Raw genomic sequence first — 23,107 nt, forward strand, 5'->3', positions numbered from 1 at the left:
GGGTGCGGTTTGCGGTTCATCCACCGCTCTAGCACCAGTTGAGACACGGCCCATGACACAGACCAAACCGACGCTGCATTTCCTGTGCGGAAAGGCGGCCGCAGGCAAATCCACCCTCGCGAAATCCCTTTCCGCTGCCCCGCAAACGGTGCTGATTGAGGAGGATATCTGGCTCAAGGCGCTCTATGCCGATGAGTTGTCCACGGTCCAAGATTACCTGCGCTGCACCCGTAAGCTGCGCAGCGCCATGACACCGCATATCGTCTCCCTTTTGGAGGCTGGATTGTCGGTCGTGCTGGATTTCTCGGCCAACACGGTCAAGGCACGGGACTGGCCGCGCCGCATTCTCGGTCAGGTCGATGCCGATCATGTGCTGCATGTGCTCAACCTGCCCGATGATTTGTGTCTTGAGCGGTTGCGCGCGCGCAATGCCAAAGGCGAGCATCCCTTCGCCGCGACGGAGGAGCAGTTCCACGCGCTAAACAAAATGATCGAATTCCCGACGGCGGCGGAAGGATTTGTCATGCGGGAATATCCCGGGTGAGCGCAGCAAAGTTTATCGTAAAACAATAAAATTCTGCTTTCTTGAATTGATCCTGCACGCTACCCTCTCGCGATCAACGGTGGGGGCTGATGGCTATCTTTCGCGATATCAAACACGCAGCCAGTGCCGCAATCCTGTTGCTGGCCGCCTGTTCCACGCCCTATCCGGCATCGCCACCTTTTGCCGATGCGTTGGGCCTGTCTGCCCTGTCCGCCGATATCAACGCGAGCGTCTATGGTCAGATCGCGGCGGTTGTCGTGTCCCAACACGGCAATGTGGTGTTTGAGGATTATTTTCGGGGTGGGGCGGTCGATACCTTTGTCGATATGCGCTCGGTCGGGAAATCGCTGACTGCCATGGCTGTCGGGGCCGCGATGCTGGATGGCGCGATCACGCGCCTCGACATGCCGGTCATTCCTGCCTTTCCCGATCACCAGCCGCTTGCCCATATGACAGAGGACAAGCGCGCCATGACTTTGCGTGACCTTATGGCCATGCAATCGCCGCTTGCGTGTTCGGATTGGCGGGACAGCCCCGGCAATGAGGAACGGATGTACCGGACCCGAGACTGGACGGCCTTTGCGCTGAACCTGCCGCTTGACCCCGGTTTTCGGCGGGATGCGTCGGGTGCCGGGCGGTTCAGCTATTGCACCGCTGGTGTATTTCTAGTCGGGCAAATGGTGGAGCGCGCAACCGGACAGCCGTTTGACGCCTATGTCACCGCGCGGCTTTTGTCGCCGCTCGGGGTAGGGCCTGTCGTGTGGCGACGGTCGCCAAGCGGGGAGGTGCAATCGGCTGGTCAAATCCGACTGCGCGCGCGCGACTCGGAGCGGCTGGGTCGGCTGGTGCTACAGGATGGCGTCTGGCAGGGGGAGCGGCTGCTGCCATCCGGCTGGGTCGAGAGGATGTTGACGCCCCGGTCGGAGGTGATGGGCGACCTGCGCTATGGTCTGCTATGGTGGGATGCCGAGTTCGGGATGCCGGGAGGTGCCCAAACGCAGGTGTCCTTCATGCTCGGCAATGGTGGAAACATCGTGGCCGTCCTGCCGGACCATGACGCCGTGATCGTGGTGCAGGCGACCAATTACAACCAGCCGGGCGATTTCGATCTGTCGCGCCTGTTGATCGAGGATCACATTCTGCCCGCGCTTACCCGTGGCGGTGGTTAGCCGTCTGCCGTGTCAGGGGCAAATTCGAACAGGTCTCCGGGCTGGCATTCCAGTTCGCGGCAAATGGCTTCGAGCGTGTTGAACCGCACGCCCCGGACCTTTCCCGATTTTAGGAGGGACAGGTTCTGCTCTGAAATACCGATCCGCCCGGCCAACTCGCGCGAGGTCATTTTCCGCGTCGCCAGCATCACGTCGAGGCGGACAATGATCGCCATGCTACACCACCTCCTGATGATCCTGCCAAAGGTCCGCCCCCAAGGCGAAGGCGCGCGCCATGAAACTCGCAATCAGCGCGGAGAACGCGACGGAAAGCTGCGGTGTCCCAAGCGCGATGCTAATCGCGCGTTGTCCCGCCGGAAAGCCCCATGTGGCCACCGCCGATACAATCACCTGAGAGATCAGCCCCCAAACCAGCATGAACCACAACCAATAGGCCAGCTTGCGGGCAATCCCACTGGCCCCGGCCGGGTTTCCCATGGCCAATTGCCCGAATAAGGCCCGTGCAAGCGTTAGCAACACGCCCCAGACAAGCAGATGGATAAGGATCACCGCCATCAGGCCCCAGTTTTGCCACGCCGCCATCTCACCTGCGGGGAAGTGCGCGAGCCTTGCCAATGTCTGTCCGGCCCGGTCCGGGTCACTGATCCCCAGAATGGCAAGCGCGAGTGCGGAACCGGTCAGCAGCATCAGACTTGCCGACATGATGGTCTGAAGCCGCCGGGCAGAGGCGAGGATCGGCTGAGGGTCGAGCATGGGTGGTTTCCTTCTCAATATTTCATGTTAAACATTAAAACTTAGATACGAATCATGCAAGGAGTCTTGAACATGGCGCGCTGTCTTTCTCGTTTTTCGGCCTCGGCGGTGGGTGCGATGTTGGCTTTGGTGTCCTGCGTTGGGGTGGGCGCGCATGGGCTTGATCCGGTCAACGCGCCGCTGGATCAGATATCCGTCGCGATTGGGGTGCCGGATACTGTGCGGCTTGCAGATGGCGATGCGACCTTGACCCTTGCGCTGGGCTCTAAGGATCGGAACGCCGCGCCCCTCGTGCAGGAAACCGTGCCCCTCTCCTTGCGCCGGGCAAGCATCGGTGGCCCGCGCCCGACGGCGGATGACGAGATTGTCTATATCGCCCGTATTCCGGCGACGGAGGCTGCCCGATTTACCGCGGCACAGGCCGCCATTCGCGATCTGCGGGCAGACGCGCGTGGCGGCGCGGGGGTCGTCCGGGTGGTGTTGGAGGGGGGATGTCTGATCGGGGAGCCGCCCGCTGGCTTCCCGGTCAGCACATGGATGCAGACTGGCGATGGGTCTGAGTTTGTTCTGCTGACCCGGCGCGAGGATGCCTATTCCGCCTTGGGCCGGGCCGGGGCAACTGCCTTGCGGGCGCGCCTTCGTCCATGCCCCGAATAAACCTGCCTCGGACCAACATCGTGACACCAAAAAAAATTTACCGCACCTGTCCGTTTCGTCCCCGCCCATCCGTCATGTGGGTGAAAGCAGTGTCGCTTTCGCCCCTGAAACGGAGAGACTGACCATGACCATAACCCAATTCCTGTTGGCAGCAGCGGGCTGCCTTGCCACCCTTTCGGTCGGCGCGCTGGTGCTTTTGCCCCGTGACGTGACCGTGACCCGCACGGCCTCTGTCACGGCGCCGCCGCATCAGATCGTTGCTCTTGCGGCCTCGAATGCTGGTTATCAGCGCTTCAACCCCTATCGCAGCACCGACCCGGAGCTGAAAATCGCCCTGTTCGGGCCGGAGGCGGGCGTCGGCTCTGGCTTTCGGTTCGAAGGAAAGGAGGGCAAGGGCCAGCAGGTCGTGTCTGCCGTGACCGCCGATCAGGTGCGCTACGCGATCGACCTTGGCCCGATGGGCAAGCCCGTGCAATCCATTCGGGCCGTGCCTGCGGGCGATCATTCGGACGTGACATGGACGCTTGAGGCCGATCTTGGCTTTAATCCGATTGCGCGCGTGATGGGCCTTTTCATGGATGGCATGGTTGGCCCAACATTCGAGCGCGGATTGCGCAACCTCGACACCGCCCTCGCGGCAAGCTGACACAAAGGATCATTCCCATGAACTACACGTTCCTATTGTATTCCGACCCCACCAAATTCGCGGACATGACGGCGGAGGATTGGGCCCGCGAGAAAGAGGTTTACGGAGCCTATATCGGGGCCTTGCAGGCAGCGGGCGTCTTTGTCGGCACCGATTGGTTGCAACCCACATCGACGGCCACGACCGTCAGCATGGAGAACGGCACGGCACGCATTCAGGGTGGCCCCTTTGCCGAAACGGTCGAAACGCTTGGTGGGTATTTCATCATTGATGTGCCGGACCTTGATGCGGCGATAGCCTGGGCAGAGAAATGCCCAGCGGCGCAATATGGCAAGGTCGAAATCCGCGCCAGCGCAATGGGCGGTGCCTGATCCGTGCAGGGCGGGGGCCTGACATCTGCCCTGACGACGGAGGCGCGCGTGGCGCAGGTCGCGCGCGCAAGTTATGGGCGGCTGATCGGTATTCTAGCCGCGCGCGGCAGCGACATCGCTACCGCCGAGGACGCGCTGTCCGACGCCCTGCATCAGGCGCTCACCACATGGCCCGAGGCTGGCATCCCAGATAGGCCGGAGGCTTGGCTGATCCGGGTCGCGCGCAACCGCATGACCGACGCGCACCGCCGCGCGCTCAAAACCCATCCGATCCCGATTGAGGAGCATGATCTGGCCATGGAGCCGTCCTCCCCGTCCCTTCCCGCCGATCCCCGGCTAGCGCTGATGTTTGTCTGTGCGCATCCTGCCATCGGGCACAGCGCGCGCACGCCCTTGATGTTGCAGGCGGTTTTGGGCTTCACGGCAGCAGATATCGCGCGCGCCTATGTCGCCTCCCCCGCCGCACTTTCAAAAACGCTCACGCGCGCCAAGGCGCGGATCAAGGCGAACAACATCGCCTTTGCCCTGCCTGAGCCGCAGGATCGCCCCGCCCGCCTTGGCGAGGTGATCGAGGCGATTTATGGCTGTTACGCGCTGGTCTGGACTCAAGGGCCGGAGGCCGACAGCATCCAGCGGGAGGCCGTGTTCCTTGCCGATCTTCTGGCGACGGAAATGCCCGATGATCCGGAGGTTCTGGGCCTTTCGGCGCTGTTGGCATTCTTGCATTCCCGGCGTGATGCGCGGCAGGTTGCGGGCCATTATGTACCACTCTCGGAACAGGACACTGCACGTTGGGATCATGGTTTGATCCATGCCGCCGATGCGCGGTTGAAACAGGCGTTCGCGCTTGGCGCGCCGGGCCGGTTTCAGATTGAGGCGGCGATACAAGCGGTCCACGCGGCGCGCGCCCAGACCGGACAGACCGATTGGCAGGCCCTCTTGGCGCTTTATACCGGTTTGGTTCACCTCGCGCCCACATTGGGGGCAGAGGTCGGGCGGGCGATGGTCGCGGGGCAGGTCCATGGCGCGCAAGCGGGCCTTGCCGCTCTTGACGCGCTCAGCCCTGCGCACGTTGCCCGCTTCCAACCCTATTGGGCCACCCGCGCCCATTTGTTGAGCGAGGCCGGGCAACCTGCCGCTGCCGAAGAAGCCTATCGCAGTGCGATTTCGCTCACCCATGAAGCCCCGGCGCGCGCCTTTCTGATGGCTGCGCGGGCGCGGCTGCAAAACTGATCCCCTTCGGATGAAAAGGAACCGTCTTATGCCCGATACGCCCTCTTTGCGCACGAAAATCTCTCTTCTGTGGGTGTTTGTGTCCCTCAACATCGTATTTGCGGATGTCCTGTCGCTTTATACGCCCGGTGTGGTGCCGCAACTGATGACCGGCGTGATCGAGGGCGTGACCCTGTCTGAGGAGTTGATGCTGATGGCCGCGATCTTCATCCAGATCCCCGTCGGGATGATCGTGCTGACGCAGGTTTTGCCGGCGCGCCGCAACCGGATCGCGAATATCGTGGCGGCAGGGGTGACGATCCTGTTCGTGGTCGGCGGCGGATCGTTGAAGCTGCATTACATCTTCTTTGCCAGTTGCGAGGTGATCGCCTTGCTGGTCATCATCTATCTGAGCAGGCATCTGCGGCACGAACAGGCGGCCTGAGGCGCGGGGGCGTCACTTCCGGTTTGCACCCGGCGCGAAGGGGCGGCACGGTGGCGGCATGATTTGACAGGGAGACCCGCCATGACCCAGCTTGCCCCCCGCCCATGGGTGCCCGACGCGTGCGAGGCGCGCGTGCAAGAGATCGCCGCCACCATTCCAAGCGATCCCATCGCCCGGATCGAGGCGCTCAGCCGTCGCAATCGCGAAATTCATGAGCGGGAGTGCTTCAACCTCAACCCTGCCGCCAATGTGATGAACCCACGGGCCGAGGCGCTGTTGTCCACCACACTCGGCTCCCGCCCGTCGCTGGGCTATCCGGGGGACAAATACGAGATGGGGCTGGAAGCGGTGGAGGAGATCGAGGTCATCACTGCCGAACTGGCCGCGCGGGTGTTTGACGCGCGCTATGCCGAGGTGCGGGTGGCATCTGGTGCCGCCGCGAACCTTTATGCGTTCATGGCGACTTGCGCACCGGGGGACGTGATCATCGCGCCGCCGGGCAGCATTGGTGGCCATGTGACCCATCATGGCGCGGGCTGCGCGGGGCTATTCGGGCTGAAAATCCATGAGGCCCCGGTCGATGCCGATGGCTACACCATCGACGTGGTCGCATTGCGCGACATGGTGCGGAGTTTGAGGCCAAAGCTCATTACCGTCGGCGGCAGTCTCAACCTGCATCCGCATCCGGTGGCAGATATCCGCAGCATCGCGGATGAGGTCGGCGCGAAGGTTCTGTTTGATGCTGCCCATCAATGCGGCATGATCGCGGGCCGCGTCTGGGCCAATCCGCTGGCGGAGGGCGCACATCTGATGACGATGAGCACCTATAAAAGCCTCGGTGGTCCGGCGGGCGGGCTGATCGTGACGAATGAGCCTGACCTGGCCGAGCGGCTGGATGCGATTGCCTTTCCCGGCATGACCGCGAATTTCGACGCAGGCCGGGTCGCCGCACTGGGTGTCGCGATGCAGGATTGGCTGGTCTGTGGGTCGGAATATGCGCAAGCGATGGTCCGCGTCGCCGCTGAAATGGCCGAAGGGCTGATCGCGGCGGGCATCCCTGTGTTCGCCCCGCGCCGGGGTGTGAGTGCCTCCCATCAATTCGCTATCGAGGCCGCGGCCTATGGCGGCGGTCAGGTGGCGGCGAAACATCTGCGCCGCGCAGGTCTACTCGCCTCTGGCATCGGGCTGCCCGTGGCGGGCGTGCCGGGGGATATGAACGGCCTGCGCCTTGGCACGCCGGAGGTGGTGCGCTGGGGCGTCGATGAGGGCGCGACACTGGCCGCATTTGTCGCCCGCGCACTCGAAAGCGACGCGCCGGAGGAGGTCGCGCCGGAGGTCGCGGCCTATCGTCGGGGCTTCGACACGATCCATTACACCGCCTGAAGGACAAGCCCATGACCGACATGACCGATCAGAAGGCCGCCGCGCGCAAGGCGGCCTTCGCGGCGCGCAAAGCGGCCCATGGCACGGTCGATCCGGCCCCGGCGCTCGCCCTGCTGGGCGCTGAGGCTACGGGGCGGATCGTGTCGGGCTATATGCCGATCCGAACCGAGCTTGACCCCCGCCCTGCGATGATCGCGCTCCATGCGCAGGGTGCGCGGCTCTGCGTGCCCGTGATCGCGGGGGAGGGGCAGCCGCTGTTGTTTCGGGAATGGACGCCTGATTGCACGATGGTAGACGGCCCGTTTGGCGCGCAGGTGCCAGAAACGGGCGCGTGGTTCGAGCCAGATACGCTGATCGTGCCGCTTCTTGCCTTTGACAGGGCGGGCTACAGGCTCGGCTATGGCGGTGGGTTTTATGACCGCACGCTGGAGCGGCTGCGCGCGCTGCGACCGACGCGCGCCATCGGGCTTGCCTATGGCGCGCAGGAGGTGCCGCGCGTGCCGACCGAGCCGACGGATCAGCCGCTTGATGCGATTGTCACCGAAGGGGGCGTCATCCGCCCTTGAGTGCCGCGCCATTCACCGATAGGCCAGAGGCATGAAAATACTCTTTCTTGGTGATGTGATGGGCCGCGCGGGCCGCACCGCAATCGCGGAGCGGTTGCCGGGCTTGCGTGAAACGATGAAGCTCGATTTCGTCGTGGTGAACGGGGAGAACGCCACGGCGGGGATGGGCCTGTCGGCGGCCCATGCCGATGGGTTGTTCAAAGCGGGCGCGGATTGCGTCACCCTTGGCGATCACGCCTTCGATCAGCGCGAAATGCTCAGCCATATCGGGCGGGACAACCGGATCATCCGCCCCCTGAACTACGCCAAATCCGCGCCGGGCATGGGGGCCAAGGTATTTGACGCGCCGGGCGGGCGCAAAATCCTCGTCGCACAAGTGCTTGGTCAGGTGTTCATGAAACGCCCGTTCGATGATCCCTTCTCCGCCATCGACACGGAGTTGAAACGCGCGCCTTTGGGCGGGCTGGTTCAGGCCGTTTTGGTCGATATGCACGCCGAAGCCACGTCAGAGGCGATGGCGATGGGCCATTGGTGCGATGGCCGCGCCTCTGTCGTGGTGGGCACCCATACCCATGTGCCCACGGGCGATGCGCAGATCCTGCCCAAGGGTACGGCCTATATGACTGATGCGGGCATGTGCGGCGATTATGACAGTGTGATCGGCATGGAAAAGGGCGAGCCGATGCGCCGGTTCGTGACGCAAATGCCAAAGGATCGTTTCACGCCCGCAGGGGGAGAGGCGACGCTCTGCGGCTTATACATCGAGACGGATGACCGCACGGGCCTTGCCAAACAGACCCGCGCGATCCGCATCGGCGGGCGGCTGGATCAGGCGGAATGAGCGCCTTTGCCGCTCTGCTCCTGATCGGCGCGCTTTGGGGCATGACCATTCCGTTGACCCGCATCGCGGTCTCCACCGGGCATGATCCAGTTGGGCTGATCTTTTGGCAGCTTCTGATCGGGACCATCGCGCTGGGCGGTTTGACCTTTGCGCGGGGCAGGCGGCTTCCCTTGGGGCGTGCCTATTGGGGCCTGTTTATTGTCGTGGCCCTGATCGGCACGCTGATCCCCAACAGCTTTTCTTATCGCGCGGCGGTGCACCTGCCTGCGGGCATCATGGCGCTCGTGATCGCGATGGTGCCGATGTTCGCGATGCCCATCGCGCTTGGCCTGCGGCTGGAGCGGCCCCGGCTGGGGCGTTTTGTCGGAGTGGGCTTGGGCGCCATAGCGGTCGCGATGATCGTGGGGCCGGAGACGTCGCTGCCCGCCGGTGTCGCGGCGGTCTGGGTCGCGATTTCACTGATCGCGCCGCTCTGCTACGGGCTGGAGGGCAATTACCTCGCGTGGAAAGGGACACGCGGGCTTGATCCGGTGGAAGTGCTTTTTGGCGCGTCGCTCTTTGGCCTGATCCTTGTCACGCCCTTTGCGGTGACCGGTGGGAGGTTCGTCTCCCTCACGGATGGGCTGGGCGCGGCGGAGCTTGCGGTGCTGTCCAGCGGGGTTTTGCACGCGGCGGCTTATGCAGGCTATGTCTATCTTGTTGGGCGGGCTGGGTCGGTGTTTGCCAGTCAGGTGGCCTATCTCGTCACGGCCTTTGGTGTGATCTGGTCGATGCTCTTGCTTGGGGAGCGGTATGCGCTTTGGGTTTGGCTCGCGTTCGGGTTGATGCTGGCGGGGATGGCGCTTGTGCAGCCGCGCCCGGCGGATCAGCAGAAGCCGGACAGCCCCGCGCAATCCGCTTGAGCCTGCCGCATCGCTTCGTCATGCTGAGCGGTGACGCATAGGGTCAGACCAATCGGGATGTGGGCGATGGACGCAACTCTTCTACCTCCACTCATGGCGCTTGGGATCGTGGCGATCATGTTCGCGCTGTTCCTGCGCGAAACCTATCCAACCGAAGTCACCGCCATGGCGGGCGCTGCGGCGATCGTGCTGAGCGGCGTTTTGCCTATGGGGGAGGTGGTGGAGGTGTTCGCCAACCCCGCCCCATGGACCATCGCGGCCATGTTCGTGCTCACCGGCGGGCTGGTGCGCACCGGTGCGCTCGATTTTCTGACCGGGCGCATCACGAGCGGCGTGGCCACCCACCCGAAACGTACCATCGCCACGCTGGCCCTGTTCGTGATCGCCATGTCTGCCTTCATGAACAACACGCCTGTGGTGGTGATGCTGATCCCGGTGATGGTGGCGCTGGCACGGCAGATGCACATGGCCCCGTCGAAATTCCTGATCCCATTGAGTTACGCGGCCATTCTGGGGGGCACCTGTACGCTGATCGGCACCTCCACGAACCTGTTGGTGGACGGTGTGGCGCGGGAGGCGGGGCTTGCGCCCTTCACGCTGTTTGAGGTGACACCGCTTGGCCTGTGCCTTGCGGCGTTTGGTATGCTCTATCTGCGGCTGATCGGCGTGCGGCTCCTGCCCGAGCGCGAGTCGATGGCCGGGTTCCTGACGGAGAGGAAGGGCCTGAAATTCTTCACCGAAGTCGCGGTGCCCGAAGGCTCCCCCATCATCGGGGAGCCTGTGATGGAGGTCGATCTGTTTTCCCGCGACGGGATGCGGGTGATCGACGTGCTGCGCGGAGACGAATCGCTGCGCCGTGCCTTCCCGGATGTGGCATTGGCGGCTGGGGACAGGGTGGTGCTGCGCACGGGCGTCGATGAGCTGTTGGGGCTGAAGGAAAGCCGCGCGCTCGCCATGGTCGACAAACTGTCGGAGCGTAAGACGGTGACGGTGGAGGCGCTGATCTCCCCCGGCTGTCGTTTGATCGGGCGGACCTTGGGCGGGTTGCGGCTGCGCCGCCGCTATGGCGTGTACCCGCTGGCGGTGCATCGGCGGAACCAGAACCTCGGGCGGCAATTGGATGATGTGATCGTGCGCGTTGGCGATACCCTTTTGCTGGAGGGCAACCCGGAGGATATTCAGCGCCTTGCCCGCGATGTGGACCTCGTGAACTTGGCCGAACCCCAAGGCCGCCCTTATCGCCGGACCCATGCGCCGATTGTGATCGGGGTCTTGGCCAGTGTGGTGATCGCCGCCGCATTCGGGCTGGCCCCGATCCATATTGCGGCGCTGTTGGGGGTGACGGTGGTGCTGTTGACCCGCTGCATCGACGCGGAGGAAGCGTTCGGCTTCGTTGATGCGCGCCTCTTGGCGCTGATCTTTTCGATGCTGGTGGTGGGCGCGGGATTGCAGGCCTCTGGCGCGGTGGCGCTGATTGCCGAAGGGGCAGGGCCGTTCCTGTCGCAACTGCCGCCTCCCTTGTTGGTTTGGGCGGTGTATCTGATGACGTCGCTGATGACGGAACTGGTGTCGAACAACGCGGTTGCGGTGGTGGTGACGCCGGTCGCTATCGCATTGGGCGTTGAGATCGGTGTCGATCCGCGCCCGCTGGTGGTGGCGGTCATGGTCGCGGCGAGCGCGAGTTTCGCAACACCCATCGGGTATCAGACCAACACGCTGGTTTATGGGCCGGGCGGCTACCGGTTTGCCGATTTTCTGCGCGTGGGCATCCCGCTTAACCTGAGCATCGGTATCCTGTCGGCGCTCCTTATCCCGTTGCTTTGGCCCTTGTGAGGGAGGAGCGATTGCCGGGGGCATCGAGCCCCCGGCAACCGCCGCCGCGCAGGCGGGCTCGATGCCTGCATGCGCGGCCACTCCCAGCCCTTGAAGCCCGCCCGGCGGCTCGGCTATAAGCGCGCGATCCTACCACACCAGACCGATGGAGCACCGCCATGGCCGGCCACTCAAAATGGGCGAATATTCAGCACCGCAAGGGACGGCAGGATGCCGTGCGCGCCAAGCTGTTCTCCAAACTCTCCAAGGAAATCACCGTCGCCGCCAAAATGGGCGACCCGGACCCGGAAAAGAACCCGCGCCTGCGCCTTGCTGTGAAGGAAGCCAAGTCGAATTCCGTCCCCAAGGACGTGATCGAGCGCGCGATCAACAAGGCCGTGGGCGGGGATGACGAGAATTACGATGAGATCCGCTATGAGGGCTACGGCCCCAGTGGCGTCGCCATCATCGTCGAGGCGATGACCGACAACCGCAACCGCACCGCCTCCAATGTGCGCAGCTATTTCTCCAAAAACGGCGGCAACCTCGCTGAGACCGGCGCCGTGAGCTTCATGTTCGACCGCAAGGGCATGATCGTCTATCCCGCGAGCGTCGGCGACGAGGATGATGTGATGATGGCCGCGATCGAGGCTGGCGCTGAGGACGTCGAAAGCTCCGAGGAGGAGCACACGATCTACACCGCCGACACCGACCTCAACGAAGTGTCCACCGCCCTTGAGGCCACGCTCGGAGAGGCCGAAACCACGAAACTCGTGTGGAAGCCCCAAACCACCACCGAACTTGACCTTGAGAACGCCCAAAAGCTGATGAAGCTGATCGGTATTCTTGAAGATGACGACGACGTGCAGAACGTCACCGCCAACTTCGAAGTATCCGATGAGGTGATGGAGCAGCTTTAGGCGGCTGTGGGCAGGGTGCGTGCGAGGCTGCGGAACCGCAGCATCAACACGCTCAGGCTGACGATGCTCGCCACGAAGATCCCCTGATAGATCCCGCTCACCCCCTGCTCTAAGGTGAACGCGAACAGGTATCCGGCGGGCACCATCACGCACCAATAGCTGCCGAAATGCAGAAGCGTCGGCACCCATGTATCCCCACGCCCCCGGCAGGAATGGCTCATCACCGTCTGGCTGCCGTCAAACACGATCGCCAATCCGACCCAGAGCATCACAGGCGCGGCCGCCGCGATGATGGCCGGGTCATTTGTGAACAGGCTCAAAACGACCTCCGGGATCAGGAAGCATATGAGCGCGCCAATGCTGCAAAACACGGCGGCGATGCCCAGCCCGGTCCAGCCTGCCATGGCCATCCCATGCGCATCCTGCCGCCCCCATGCGTTGCCCACGCGCACCTGTGTCGCCGCCGCAAGCCCAAAGGCCACCATGAACAGCGTGGCAAGGGTCTGAAACGCCAGCCCATGGGCGGCGAGCGCCAATGTGCCAAGCCAGCCGACAAACAGCGACATGGTGACGAACGCACCCGCCTCCAGCAGATAAGACATGCCAGCAAACGCCCCGATCTTGAGCTGTTCAGGCAGTTTCGGGGCGTGATCCGGGCTTTGGCTCGGGCGGATGCCATAGCGCGCGCGGCTTGGCAGCACGAACCAAGTATAGGCCAGCAACCCCGCTGCGAGCAGCGCAGAGTTGATGACCGTAGCCAGCGCACAGCCCATCGCGCCCATCGGCTCAAACGGGCCAAGGCCGAACACCAGCACGATATTGAGCGCGAGGTTCGACAGATTCGCCAGCGCCACCGCGATCATCGCAACCCATGGCCGGTGCAATGCCTCCAGAAAACTGGCCGCCGCCCAGTAAAGCGCGATAAACGGCAGCGCCCAGCCCACCGTTGCCGTCACGATCCCGGCAGAGGCCGCCCGGGCCTCCGTCTGACCAGAGAGCAGAAACGCAGGCTCCGCCAATTGCAGGAGCAAGGCTGCCAACAGCCCGATCAGACATCCATAGATCAGCCCGCGCCGCAGGATCAGCCCCGCCGCTGCGTCCCGCCCCGCCCCGGTTTCGCGGGCGGTCAGCACCCCAACCCCCATCAAAAGCCCGCCAAGCATCGCCAGCAGGCTGTCATTGAGCGACAGGCCCAGCACATAATCCGCGAGAGGCTCTGGTCCGGCACGGCCCAGAACGATCACATCCACGGTCCCGAACCCCACCACACCGACCCGAGATAACATCACCGGCCACGCAAGTTTCAGCGTGCGACTGATATGTTCGCTCAGGGATTGCGCGGCGGGCCGCTCGGGAAGGGGAGGTGTCAGAGTCGTCATGACCCCAGCTATGTCATTGTTTCATATCGGCGGAAACAGGGAATCCGAGGTGGCAGCCATGACACGCATTGGGCTGCTTGATCCCCCCACGCATTCATCTTTCCAAAAATACCTCCCGCGCGGAGCGCACCCGCCGCGCGGCACGCGCGGTGGCCCGGCCCAAAGGGAGCGGCCCGTCAGGGCCAGCGACGTGCGGGAGCGCTTCGGGTCAGGAAATCCGGGCGACGACGTAATCGGCGAGGTCGGACAGGGTGTCGGTCAATGGCCCTTGCGGCAGCAGATCGAGCGCTTCCTTGGCGGCAGCGGACCATTCCAGCGCGCGGTCGCGGGTGGTGTCGAGCGCGCCTGTGCGGTGCAGGATTTCCGTGGCGCGGGCGACGTCACCTTCCTCCACCTTGCCTTTGCCGATGACCCGTTCCCAAAATGCCATATCGTCGCCTTCGGCCCGCGCAATGGCGAGGATCACGGGCATGGTCATCTTGCCTTCGCGCAGATCGTCGCCGGTGTTTTTGCCGGTATCTGCCGCGTCGCCATAGTCGATCAGGTCGTCGACCATCTGAAACGAAATGCCAAGCGCGTCGCCGTAGGCCCATAGTGCTTCGATCTCATCCTCGGTCGCCTCTGCGATCACGCCGCCCACTTGCGTGGCGGCGGCAAACAATGCGGCGGTTTTGCCCCGCACGACCTTGATATAGGTCTCCTCCGTCACGCCCAGATTGCGCGCGACCGACAGTTGCAGCACTTCGCCTTCCGCGATCACGGCGGCGGCATTGGCGAGGATATCGAGCACGCGCAGGCTGCCCGTCTCCACCATCAACTGAAAGGAGCGCGCGAACAGGTAATCGCCGACGAGCACGCTCGATTGATTGTCCCACAGCAGATTGGCCGTGGGCCGCCCGCGCCGCTGGTCGCTTTCATCGACCACATCGTCATGCAGCAGCGTCGCGGTGTGGATAAACTCGACCGTCGCGGCGAGCCGGACGTCATGGTCCCCCTGATAGCCGCAGATATCGGCAGCGGCGAGGGTCAGCAGCGGCCGGATGCGCTTTCCGCCAGCCTCCACCAGATGGGCCGTGACCTCGGGAATGCGCGGGGCATGCTCGCTTGCCATGCGGGTGCGGATCAGGGTGTTTACGGCGTCCATCTTTTCGGCAAGATGGGACTGCATTTGCTCAACCGGATGTGCCACGCTCACTCCACCTTCCCGCGTCTGGCGACGCCACATAAGAGTATTGATCCCTATGGAAGAACTCCTGCGCACCAACGACCCGACCGAGATCGCCTTTGCACAAGCGCTTCTTCGTGGCGAAGAGATAGACTGCTTCGTCATGGACGTCCATATGAGTGCGCTGGAAGGCTCCATCGGCATATTGCCGCGCCGCGTGCTGGTGGCCCGTCAGGATCGGTTCCGCGCGGCGGCAATCCTGCGCGACAACGGGATCGAGCCATCGGGCCGATGACAGACCTGACGGATGATGCGTTCCTGTCTGGCGCTGTGCGGCTCTGGCAACCTGCGCAGGGCTATCGTGCTGCGACCGACCCGGTGTTTCTGGCGGCGGCCTGTGCCGCGCGCGCCGAGCAGGAGGTGCTGGACCTTGGCTGCGGAGTGGGGGCCGCGGCGCTCTGTCTTGGGCGGCGGGTGCCGGGGCTGCGCCTCACGGGGCTGGAGGTCCAGCCCGCCTATGCCGAGCTTGCGACCCGCAATGCCGGGCGTAACGACATCGCACTGGAGGTGGTTGTCGGGGATGCCGCGCGGATGCCCGAGCCATTGCGCGCCCGCAGCTTTGATCACGTGCTCACCAACCCCCCGTTTTTCGAGGCAGCGGCGGGGCTGAGGGCCGATGATCCGGGGCGCGACCGCGCCTTTCGCGAATCAATGACGCTGGAGCATTGGATTGACGCGGGCCTGCGCCGGCTGCGCCCCGGTGGCGAGATTACGCTCATTCACCGGGCGGAGCGGCTGACCGAAATTCTTGGCGCCCTTGCCCCCCGCTGCGGCGCGATCCGCATTTTGCCTCTTGCCGCGCGTCAGGGGCGCGCTGCCAAACGTGTGATTGTTATCGCAAAAAAAGGCTCCCGCGCGCCGTTGCAACTGCTGGCACCGTTCATCCTGCATGATGGCGCACGGCATGAAGAGGACGCGCCGGATTTCACGCAAGCGGCTGTGTCTGTGCTGTCGAAGGGGGCGGCGCTGGCGGCGGTTCACCCCGTTCCAGCGTGAAGCGGAATATATGTCTAAAATTCGAAATTTTCCAGACATGACTTTTTGCCAATCTCATGCTTGGCTGTTGGGGTTGAGTGATAAAAAGTATTGGAGGGAATGAATGAGCGTTTCAGCGCACTTGAACGAACTTCGTCGCAAGCACGAAAACCTGTCCCGCACCATTGAAGTCGAACAACGGAGCCCCGGTTCCGACGATCTTCATGTCCGCGAATTGAAGCGGCAGAAGCTTCGCCTCAAGGAAGAGATTTCGCGCCTGTCCGTCGCGGCAGACGCCTAACCGCGTGAAAACGCGCCGGCGGCGATCCCTGCGCCGCCGGTTATCAGAACCGCAGCAACAGCAACATTCAGTGTGAAAGGCGCTGCTCCTGTCCCGATCAAAAGGAGCGTGGACAGGAGCGGTGCTGCATAGCTTGCCACACCCAAAAGCTGAATGTTGCCGCGTTTCATTCCGATATCCCACCAGTAAAACGCGATCCCGACTGGCCCAAGGCCAAGCCCGATCACGCTGGCCCATGCCAGCGTCGTGGTGGGCCACACGGTCGTCTCCAGCAGGAGATGCGCGCCCGCCGACAGACCTGCTGTGGCGAGGCAAAACAGCGCCACGGCCTCCGTCGGGATTTGTCCGACCCGACGGCTGAGAACCGAATAGCTGGACCATAAAAACGCGCACAGAATTGCGGCGCCATAACCGAAAGCATATTCGCCTGAAAAACTGAGATCGGCTTGTGACAGGATCGCAAACGCCCCGCCAAAGGCCACGACCGCGCCGATAATATGCCGCTGCAAAAGCCGTTCACCGGGCAATAGCCCTGAAAAAAGCACGATCAGCAACGGCCAAAGATAGGCGATCAACCCAGCCTCTGCCGGGGGCGCGTTGCCAAGGGCCACGAAATAGAAAAAGTGATAGCCAAACAGCCCACCAACACCCAGCAGCCATGGCTGCCACCCGATCCGCCCGCCAAAGCCGCGCCCGGTGACCGCAGACCAGATCAGCCCCAACACGCCACCAATGGCAAAGCACATCGCGGTCAGTTGAAAGGGCGGCACAGCAACAGCGCCCACCGTCATCAGCGCCAGCGTCGCCCACAAGAGGATCGCGCCAAATCCGATGGCCGTCGGGTTCATGCCGCGTTGGCGCGCGCGATGTCGAGGAATTTGCGCATCCAGCGGCCCCAATCAGTATTGTTTACCGGCTGATCCAGTGAGGCGAGCGCGGATTGCGCCACATCCATCGGGATGCCATCGCCCGCCCGGACCTCAACAATGCCGCGCACAAAATCGGCGCTGAATTCCGGGTGGGGCTGGACGGAAATCGCATAGGGCGCCTCCGGGTCACCATAGGCAAGCGCGGCATAAGGGCAGAAGGCGGAGGAGGCGATGACATGCGCGTCGCTTGGCAGGTCGATCACCTGATCCTGATGCACCGCGCGCGCGGCAAAACCGTGCTCCATCCCATCCATCCAGCTTGGCACGGTTTCGGGTGTGTAGGTGTGCACGCCCACGCCCCAGCCTTTTTCCGATTTGATGACTTTGCCACCCAATGCCTCCGCAAGGATTTGATGGCCGAAGCACACGCCGATCACCGGCACCCGCGCCTCCACCGCGCCGCGCAGAAACTGCTTGAGCGGCTCGATCCATGGGTGATCCTCATAAACCCCATGGCGAGAGCCAGTGATGACCCAGCCATCGGCATCGGTCACGCTATCGGGCATCTCCCCACGCACGACACTGACGGTGAAGAAGGTGGTATCCTCGCCCACGAGCAGGGCTTCGAACATCGGGGAATAGGGGCCGAATTGATCGAGCAGGGCCGCGTTGACCTCACCTGTTTCCAAGATACCGATGCGCATGGGAGCCTCCGAAATTGCGTTGGCTCAGATAAGCGAAACCGCGCGGGGCGCGCAATCACTCAATCATGCGGATATCGCGGCCTTCCGCGAAATGGTCGATCTCTGCCATCTCGCCATAGATCCAGTCATGAAAGCGTTTGACGGCGGGCCGTGTTTCGGTGCCCGCGGGACAGACAAACCGGTAATGGGCTGGCGTCGTCAGCGACAGGGCAAATGGGGCGACCAGCCGCCCATTGCCCAGATACCGCTCCGTCACCGACAACCGGCCAAGCACCACGCCCGCGCCCTCTAGCGCTGCATCAACCGCGTGATCGGCCTGACTGAACCGCAACCCGTGGGAGGTGTCCACATCCGGCAATCCAGCGGCTGCGAACCATTCGCCCCAGTTCGGCACCCGTTTGAGAAAGGTCATGCTGTCATCATGGATCAAGGGCAGCTTGGCCAGATCCTCCGCCGTTTTGACCCCTTCGGCGAGCGTCGGCGTCATCATCGGGGTGAGCCAGCCGCGCAACAGCGGCTCGGAATAATATCCCTCATCCCCGCCCAGCCCGAACCGGATTGCCACGTCCACATCGTCGCGCGTGAAATCCATCACCTTGAGCGTCGCGGCAAAGCGCATCTCGATATCCGGGTTCGCCTGCGCAAACCGGAACATGCGCGGTGCGAGCCATTTCGCGGTAAAGGCAGGCCCGGCGGTGATGGTCAGTTTCGTGTCATCGGTCAGCCGCTGGGTCGCACGCCATGCGGCACGCAACTGCTCAAACCCGTCTGATGTGCCGGGCAGCAGCGTCTTGCCCGCCTCGGTCAACGCGACGGCGCGGTTGAGCCGCGTGAACAGGGGCGCACCCAAATGCGCCTCAAGGTTTTTGATCTGATAGCTGAGGGCGGCGGGTGTCACCGCCAACTCATCAGCAGCGTTTTGAAACGAAAGGTGTCGCGCGGCGGCCTCAAAGGCGCGCAGAGCGGTCAGGGGAGGGAGGCGATCAGACATGGTCGCTTAAATATACCTTAAGTGAACCGATAGAAAGACTCGTTTGTAAGACAGCCCCTAAATCTCCATCTTCAACTCAACGAAACACACCGGGCCACGCGCCACACCAAGGAGACATGAGATGGAAAACGCAACCCCAACCACCCTGCACGAAGCCATTGCCCGCGGCCGCGCCGCACGGTCCGAAGCGGCCTATGACGGCATCGCTGCGATCCGCGATTTTATTCGTGAGTTGGTTTCTGGCCGCGACACGGCCTTTGGCCGCCACGCCTGAGCCTCAGACCCTGAAAGACAAAGGAACATGACCATGGATTACGCAACACCAACCACAATGACCGACGCACTCGCCCGCGGCCGCGCCGCGCGCTCAGAGGCCGCATTTGGTGGGCTCGCGGTGATCCGGTCCGTGCTTCGCACTTGGCTGGCTGAGGTCACAGCGGCCCCGCTGCGCCACGCCTGAATACCCAGGGGGAGCCGCAGGCCTAGACGGCCCGACGGTCACAACGCCCCTGAACGGAAAAGCCCGACGCAACCGCGCCGGGCTTTTTTGTGTCGTGCTGTCTGAGCGGATCAGACGAAGAATTGCGCACCATTCGCGGAGATGGTGGAGCCGTTGATGAAGCCCGCGTCATCGGACGCGAGGAAGGCCACGCAGCGTGCGATTTCTTCCGGCTCGCCCAGACGGCCCGCCGGGATGCCCGCGACGATGCTGTCGCGCACCTTCTCAGGGATCGCCATGACCATCTCGGTCGCGATGTAGCCCGGGCAGATCGCGTTTGCGGTGATGCCAGCGCGCGCGCCTTCCTGAGCGAGGGATTTCACGATGCCCAGATCGCCCGCCTTGGTCGCGGCGTAGTTCACTTGCGCGAACTGCCCCTTTTGACCGTTGATGGAGGAGATCACGATCACGCGACCAAACTTGCGCTCGCGCATACCGGGCCAGCAGGGGTGCACGGTGTTGAACACGCCGGTGAGGTTGGTGTCGATCACCTCTTTCCACTGCTGCGGGGTCATCTTGTGGAACGGTGCGTCGCGGGTGATGCCCGCGTTTGCGACAACCACGTCGATGGGGCCAAGATCGGCTTCGACCTGTGCGATGCCTGCGGCGGATGCGTCATAATCTGCCACGTTCCACTTGTAGGTCTTGATACCGGTCGCTTCGGTGAAGGCCGCTGCGGCCTCATCATTGCCGGCATAGGTCGCGGCGACCTCATAGCCTTCGGATTTCAGCTTTTTCGAGATCGCTTCACCGATCCCACGGGAGCCGCCCGTGACGAGTGCAACGCGTGCCATGTTGTTTCCTTCCGTTTCTCTCAGTTTGTCAGAGGCAGTACACCTCGGTCCTTGCCAAGTGCACCGCAATAATCAATCCAGTCTTTGTTCTCGGTCAAAAGCAGGACGGATGCGAACCGCCCCGTCCATTTTTGGGCCATGACTGGAATCGTGTCGTCGATATGAGCCTGCACGTCGCGGATCCCTTCGCGGCGGGCTTCGGTGACGGCGAAGGCGCGGAACCGCTCTGCGGTGTCCTCCGCCAGCCACACGTCCGCCAGATCGCGCCCGCGCCTGTGGGCCACTTGTGCCAGCTCATCAAAAATCGCGCCGCATTCCACGAGGCTGACGGAAATGGCTTGCCGGGCGTGCCCCGGTGTTGCCATCGCCATCAGCATCACACCAGCCAAAGCCAGCGGAATGCGGCGCGGGGTCATCAGTCGCGCTCAACGCAGAGCGCCACGCCCATGCCACCGCCGATGCAGAGCGTGGCGAGGCCCTTCTTCGCGTCGCGGCGCTGCATCTCGAACAGGAGCGTATTCAGAACGCGGCAGCCAGAGGCCCCGATCGGGTGGCCGATTGCGATCGCGCCGCCGTTCACGTTCACAATAGCCGGATCCCAGCCCATGTCCTTGTTCACGGCGCAGGCTTGGGCCGCGAAGGCTTCATTGGCCTCCACCAGATCAAGGTCATCGACGGACCAGCCCGCCTTTTCCAGCGCCTTGCGGGACGCGTAGATTGGGCCAACACCCATGATCGACGGATCAAGGCCAGCGGTCGCGTAGGACGCGATCCGGGCGAGCGGCTGGATGCCGCGCTTCTCCGCATTCTCGGCAGACATCAGAAGGGTTGCCGCCGCACCATCATTGAGGCCGGATGCGTTTGCCGCCGTGACCGACCCATCCTTGGAGAAAGCCGGGCGCAGTTTCTGCATCGCTTCCATCGTGGCGCCGTGGCGGATGTATTCGTCCTGATCCACGATGATATCGCCCTTGCGGGTTTTGACCGTGAAGGCCGCGATTTCATCCGCGAATTTGCCAGCCTTTTGCGCGGCTTCGGCTTTGTTCTGGGAGCCAACGGCGAATTCGTCCTGCATGTCGCGGGTGATCTGCCACTGGGCGGCGACGTTTTCCGCCGTGGTGCCCATGTGATAGCCGTTGAACGCGTCCCACAACCCGTCCTTGATCATTGAGTCGATGAACTTCATGTCGCCCATCTTCTGGCCCTTGCGCAGGTTCGCGACATGGGGGGAGAGGGACATGCTTTCCTGACCGCCTGCGATCACGATATCCGCATCGCCAAGCTGGATATGCTGCGCACCAAGCGCCACAGCCCGCAGGCCCGACCCGCAGACCTGATTGATGCCCCATGCGGAGGCTTCTTTCGGGAGGCCCGCATTGATATGCGCCTGACGGGCCGGGTTCTGGCCCTGACCGGCGGTCAACACCTGACCGAGGATGGTTTCAGAAATCTCACCCTTTTCGACGCCCGCCCGCTCGATCACCGCTTCGATCACGGCAGCGCCCAGATCATGGGCCGGGGTATTGGCGAATGCGCCGTTGAAGCTGCCCACGGCAGTCCGTGCGGCGGAGGCGATGACAACATTGGTCATAAGCATTTCCTCTATTCATTGGCCGCCAGAATCGACATGGGCGGCGTTCATGTTGCGGCGCAGCATAAATAAGACAACACCGCATACCTATGCGCGAATGGTCGCATCTTGGCAGGTTTAGGTTAGTCCCTCAAGGAAACTGAATAGGGGCGCGTAGAGTTCCGTTGCGGCCCGGCGGCCAGTCACCATTCCCACATGACCGGAGGAGGGGCGCAGGATGTCCGCGCCCCTTATGCCGCGTGGCAGGGCCTCCGCAGAGGCCGGAGGGGCGATCCTATCGCTCGGCGCGCAAAAACTCAGCACCGGCATATCAACCCGCGCCAGATCAACCGCGCGGCCCAACAGGCTCCAATCCCCGGTCATTGTCTGGTTCAACAGGTGCCAATCGACCAGCACGGTTTGCGCAACGCCAAGCGGCACATGCACCGGATCGTTGAGCCAATCCTCGACGGCGACGAAATGCCTTGCCTCCGCGCTATCAGGCTCCAGCGCGGCAAAGCGGCGGAATTTGCGCTGGGCCAGCCCGGTGTCAAGCAGGGTGAACAGGTATTGAAACAACAGATCGGGGATCGCGCCATATGTCTGCGCCATCACCGTCAAGAGGTGGCGCGCCGTCATACCGCGATCCGCGCGCAGGGGGGTTGCCATGGTGTTTGCCGTCCAGATCATTTGGGAGAAATCCCATGGCGCGCCGATAGTGACCAAGGCGCGGATGTCGCCGGGCGTGTTCGCGGCCAGCGCCGCCCCGATCGTGCCGCCCATACAATAGCCCACCACGGGAACAGGTCGCCCGGCCAAAACGCGCGCAATGGCGAGCGCGGGGCGTAGCCGCCCGCTCACATAGTCCTCAAGCGTGAAGCCCGCCTCCGCCTCCCCGGGCACGCCCCAATCCATCAGCAGGGGCCGATAGCCTTGCGCGGCAAGGCTGCGCAGGAGGGAGCAATCGGCATGCAGATCGAGGATATAGGCCCGGTTGATCAGCGACGGGATCACCAGAACGGGTGGGCCAGCGGGGCTGGTGGCCTCCGCGCATTGGCCATAATCCAAAAGCCGCGACGCCCCATCCGACCAGATCACGGGCGGCTCGGCATCGGGCCTGCGCCAAGGGTGACGTTGCCATGTCTCGATCCCGTCGAGCATCTGGCTCAGGCGATGCGCGCCTGCCACCGCGATCTCTGACGGGTGCGGCAGATCGAGCGCGGCACCCAAGGCCGCAACACTGTCATGCCACGGAAAGCGCGGGTCATGCGCCAAGGGTGCCAGATGCACCGCGTTTTGCAGGCTCCCCGCCGCCTGACCCAGATGCAGCATCAACGGCGTCGGTTTGCCGTGGCGGTGCGGGGCGACGGGATCAGTCATCGCGGGGCGGCTGCTTTGGCCCGTCACGCTGCATCAGCGAAACGCTCTTTTCCCACAGATCGAGATACGCCTCCGCCGGGGCGGGTTTGTCGCGCTGCGGCATGGCATCGGGCGTGGCGGTGGCGTCCTTTTTCGTCATGGGCGCAGTGTAACGGGAATGACCTCAGCGTCACGCGCATTTTTTGCATTGCGGCACTGC

General features: G+C 63.3%; 30 protein-coding genes. 18 read left to right on the forward strand and 12 right to left on the reverse strand.

Translation table 11 applies throughout. From position 1 onward, the window contains the following. Nucleotides 1–52 precede the first annotated feature (52 nt). Both FHS89_RS05755 and FHS89_RS05760 read left to right on the forward strand, forming a co-directional pair. Nucleotides 53–544, forward strand: coding sequence for a P-loop nucleotide/nucleoside kinase family protein (locus tag FHS89_RS05755; RefSeq protein ID WP_184009469.1), 492 nt, complete (start codon nt 53–55; stop codon nt 542–544). Between the two features lie 89 nt (nt 545–633). Next, a complete protein-coding gene (locus FHS89_RS05760) occupies nt 634–1,713 on the forward strand; it encodes a serine hydrolase domain-containing protein (protein WP_184009471.1) in 1,080 nt (359 codons plus the stop codon). Here the strand turns inward: FHS89_RS05760 and FHS89_RS05765 are convergent. Together FHS89_RS05765 and FHS89_RS05770 are read right to left on the reverse strand one after the other, a co-directional pair. Beyond that, the gene (locus FHS89_RS05765; protein WP_184009473.1) at nt 1,710–1,928 is read right to left on the reverse strand and encodes a helix-turn-helix domain-containing protein; all 219 of its coding nucleotides are present in this window, start codon (nt 1,926–1,928) and stop codon (nt 1,710–1,712) included. The genes FHS89_RS05760 and FHS89_RS05765 overlap by 4 nt on opposite strands. A 1-nt stretch (nt 1,929) precedes the next feature. Beyond that, nucleotides 1,930–2,466 carry a hypothetical protein gene (locus FHS89_RS05770; protein WP_184009475.1) on the reverse strand — a complete coding sequence of 179 codons (537 nt, stop codon included), beginning with the start codon at nt 2,464–2,466 and terminating at the stop codon, nt 1,930–1,932. Between the two features lie 72 nt (nt 2,467–2,538). Here FHS89_RS05770 and FHS89_RS05775 point away from each other — a divergent pair, with 72 nt between their 5' ends. The 11 genes from FHS89_RS05775 to FHS89_RS05825 all read left to right on the forward strand — a co-directional run bounded on the left by FHS89_RS05775 (nt 2,539) and on the right by FHS89_RS05825 (nt 12,221). After that, nucleotides 2,539–3,123, forward strand: a complete 585-nt coding sequence (locus FHS89_RS05775) for a hypothetical protein (protein ID WP_184009477.1) — start codon at nt 2,539–2,541, stop codon at nt 3,121–3,123. Nucleotides 3,124–3,247: 124 nt separating this feature from the next. Beyond that, complete coding sequence (locus FHS89_RS05780; RefSeq protein WP_184009480.1) at nt 3,248–3,769, forward strand: SRPBCC family protein; 522 nt, start codon at nt 3,248–3,250, stop codon at nt 3,767–3,769. A gap of 17 nt (nt 3,770–3,786) precedes the next feature. Then, on the forward strand, nt 3,787–4,140 hold the full coding sequence (locus tag FHS89_RS05785; RefSeq protein ID WP_184009482.1) for a YciI family protein: 354 nt from the start codon (nt 3,787–3,789) through the stop codon (nt 4,138–4,140). Between the two features lie 3 nt (nt 4,141–4,143). Beyond that, nucleotides 4,144–5,373, forward strand: coding sequence for a DUF6596 domain-containing protein (locus FHS89_RS05790; RefSeq protein ID WP_221229283.1), 1,230 nt, complete (start codon nt 4,144–4,146; stop codon nt 5,371–5,373). A 28-nt stretch (nt 5,374–5,401) separates the two neighbouring features. Next, entirely contained in the window at nt 5,402–5,797 is a 396-nt protein-coding gene (locus tag FHS89_RS05795; RefSeq protein WP_184009484.1) for a DUF6326 family protein, read from the forward strand. 81 nt (nt 5,798–5,878) lie between these two features. Continuing rightward, entirely contained in the window at nt 5,879–7,180 is a 1,302-nt protein-coding gene (locus FHS89_RS05800; protein WP_184009486.1) for a serine hydroxymethyltransferase, read from the forward strand. An 11-nt stretch (nt 7,181–7,191) separates the two neighbouring features. Next, a complete protein-coding gene (locus FHS89_RS05805) occupies nt 7,192–7,746 on the forward strand; it encodes a 5-formyltetrahydrofolate cyclo-ligase (RefSeq protein WP_184009488.1) in 555 nt (184 codons plus the stop codon). A 31-nt stretch (nt 7,747–7,777) separates the two neighbouring features. After that, a complete protein-coding gene (locus tag FHS89_RS05810) occupies nt 7,778–8,587 on the forward strand; it encodes a TIGR00282 family metallophosphoesterase (protein WP_184009490.1) in 810 nt (269 codons plus the stop codon). Next, a complete protein-coding gene (locus tag FHS89_RS05815) occupies nt 8,584–9,489 on the forward strand; it encodes a DMT family transporter (protein WP_184009492.1) in 906 nt (301 codons plus the stop codon). The genes FHS89_RS05810 and FHS89_RS05815 overlap by 4 nt, the downstream gene beginning before the upstream one ends. 93 nt (nt 9,490–9,582) lie before the next feature. Next, nucleotides 9,583–11,322, forward strand: coding sequence for an SLC13 family permease (locus tag FHS89_RS05820; RefSeq protein WP_246413615.1), 1,740 nt, complete (start codon nt 9,583–9,585; stop codon nt 11,320–11,322). A 158-nt stretch (nt 11,323–11,480) separates the two neighbouring features. Next, the gene (locus FHS89_RS05825) at nt 11,481–12,221 is read left to right on the forward strand and encodes a YebC/PmpR family DNA-binding transcriptional regulator (RefSeq protein WP_184009494.1); all 741 of its coding nucleotides are present in this window, start codon (nt 11,481–11,483) and stop codon (nt 12,219–12,221) included. Here the strand turns inward: FHS89_RS05825 and FHS89_RS05830 are convergent. Both FHS89_RS05830 and FHS89_RS05835 read right to left on the reverse strand, forming a co-directional pair. Beyond that, entirely contained in the window at nt 12,218–13,600 is a 1,383-nt protein-coding gene (locus FHS89_RS05830; RefSeq protein WP_184009496.1) for an MATE family efflux transporter, read from the reverse strand. The genes FHS89_RS05825 and FHS89_RS05830 overlap by 4 nt on opposite strands. Before the next feature lie 208 nt (nt 13,601–13,808). After that, nucleotides 13,809–14,768: a polyprenyl synthetase family protein gene (locus FHS89_RS05835; RefSeq protein ID WP_246413639.1), complete on the reverse strand. Its 960-nt coding sequence runs from the start codon at nt 14,766–14,768 to the stop codon at nt 13,809–13,811. 73 nt (nt 14,769–14,841) lie between these two features. On the opposite strand from FHS89_RS05835, the gene FHS89_RS05840 reads away from it, so the two are divergent. From FHS89_RS05840 to FHS89_RS05850, 3 genes are all read left to right on the forward strand, one after another. After that, nucleotides 14,842–15,060, forward strand: a complete 219-nt coding sequence (locus FHS89_RS05840; RefSeq protein WP_184009500.1) for a putative signal transducing protein — start codon at nt 14,842–14,844, stop codon at nt 15,058–15,060. Continuing rightward, nucleotides 15,057–15,821 (forward strand): tRNA1(Val) (adenine(37)-N6)-methyltransferase, encoded by a 765-nt coding sequence (locus FHS89_RS05845; RefSeq protein WP_184009502.1) that lies wholly within the window; start codon nt 15,057–15,059, stop codon nt 15,819–15,821. Before FHS89_RS05840 ends, FHS89_RS05845 begins: the two co-directional genes overlap by 4 nt. A 103-nt stretch (nt 15,822–15,924) precedes the next feature. Beyond that, nucleotides 15,925–16,101 (forward strand): YdcH family protein, encoded by a 177-nt coding sequence (locus FHS89_RS05850; protein WP_184009504.1) that lies wholly within the window; start codon nt 15,925–15,927, stop codon nt 16,099–16,101. Here the strand turns inward: FHS89_RS05850 and yddG are convergent. The 3 genes from yddG to FHS89_RS05865 are packed head-to-tail and all read right to left on the reverse strand — an operon-like array spanning nt 16,098 to nt 18,665. Continuing rightward, complete coding sequence (gene yddG, locus FHS89_RS05855) at nt 16,098–16,949, reverse strand: aromatic amino acid exporter YddG (protein WP_184009506.1); 852 nt, start codon at nt 16,947–16,949, stop codon at nt 16,098–16,100. The two genes, FHS89_RS05850 and yddG, sit on opposite strands and share 4 nt — an antisense overlap. Beyond that, nucleotides 16,946–17,674, reverse strand: a complete 729-nt coding sequence (locus tag FHS89_RS05860) for a type 1 glutamine amidotransferase (RefSeq protein WP_184009508.1) — start codon at nt 17,672–17,674, stop codon at nt 16,946–16,948. Before FHS89_RS05860 ends, yddG begins: the two co-directional genes overlap by 4 nt. A gap of 55 nt (nt 17,675–17,729) precedes the next feature. Further along, complete coding sequence (locus FHS89_RS05865) at nt 17,730–18,665, reverse strand: transcriptional regulator GcvA (protein WP_184009510.1); 936 nt, start codon at nt 18,663–18,665, stop codon at nt 17,730–17,732. A gap of 121 nt (nt 18,666–18,786) precedes the next feature. Here FHS89_RS05865 and FHS89_RS05870 point away from each other — a divergent pair, with 121 nt between their 5' ends. After that, entirely contained in the window at nt 18,787–18,939 is a 153-nt protein-coding gene (locus tag FHS89_RS05870; RefSeq protein WP_184009512.1) for a hypothetical protein, read from the forward strand. Nucleotides 18,940–18,996: 57 nt separating this feature from the next. Beyond that, complete coding sequence (locus FHS89_RS16345) at nt 18,997–19,125, forward strand: hypothetical protein (protein WP_281376658.1); 129 nt, start codon at nt 18,997–18,999, stop codon at nt 19,123–19,125. Between the two features lie 110 nt (nt 19,126–19,235). On the opposite strand, the gene phbB is transcribed toward FHS89_RS16345, so the two are convergent. The 5 genes from phbB to FHS89_RS05895 form a co-directional block, all read right to left on the reverse strand. Next, on the reverse strand, nt 19,236–19,958 hold the full coding sequence (gene phbB, locus FHS89_RS05875) for an acetoacetyl-CoA reductase (protein WP_184009514.1): 723 nt from the start codon (nt 19,956–19,958) through the stop codon (nt 19,236–19,238). A gap of 20 nt (nt 19,959–19,978) precedes the next feature. Beyond that, a complete protein-coding gene (locus FHS89_RS05880) occupies nt 19,979–20,374 on the reverse strand; it encodes a hypothetical protein (protein ID WP_184009516.1) in 396 nt (131 codons plus the stop codon). Next, on the reverse strand, nt 20,374–21,549 hold the full coding sequence (locus FHS89_RS05885; protein ID WP_184009518.1) for an acetyl-CoA C-acetyltransferase: 1,176 nt from the start codon (nt 21,547–21,549) through the stop codon (nt 20,374–20,376). Before FHS89_RS05885 ends, FHS89_RS05880 begins: the two co-directional genes overlap by 1 nt. A gap of 117 nt (nt 21,550–21,666) precedes the next feature. Next, complete coding sequence (locus tag FHS89_RS05890; protein WP_184009520.1) at nt 21,667–22,908, reverse strand: alpha/beta fold hydrolase; 1,242 nt, start codon at nt 22,906–22,908, stop codon at nt 21,667–21,669. Further along, nucleotides 22,901–23,047, reverse strand: a complete 147-nt coding sequence (locus FHS89_RS05895; protein ID WP_184009522.1) for a hypothetical protein — start codon at nt 23,045–23,047, stop codon at nt 22,901–22,903. Before FHS89_RS05895 ends, FHS89_RS05890 begins: the two co-directional genes overlap by 8 nt. Between the last annotated feature and the right edge of the window lie 60 nt (nt 23,048–23,107).

The sequence above is a fragment of the Rubricella aquisinus genome, from assembly GCF_014199445.1.
GTDB lineage: Bacteria > Pseudomonadota > Alphaproteobacteria > Rhodobacterales > Rhodobacteraceae > Rubricella > Rubricella aquisinus.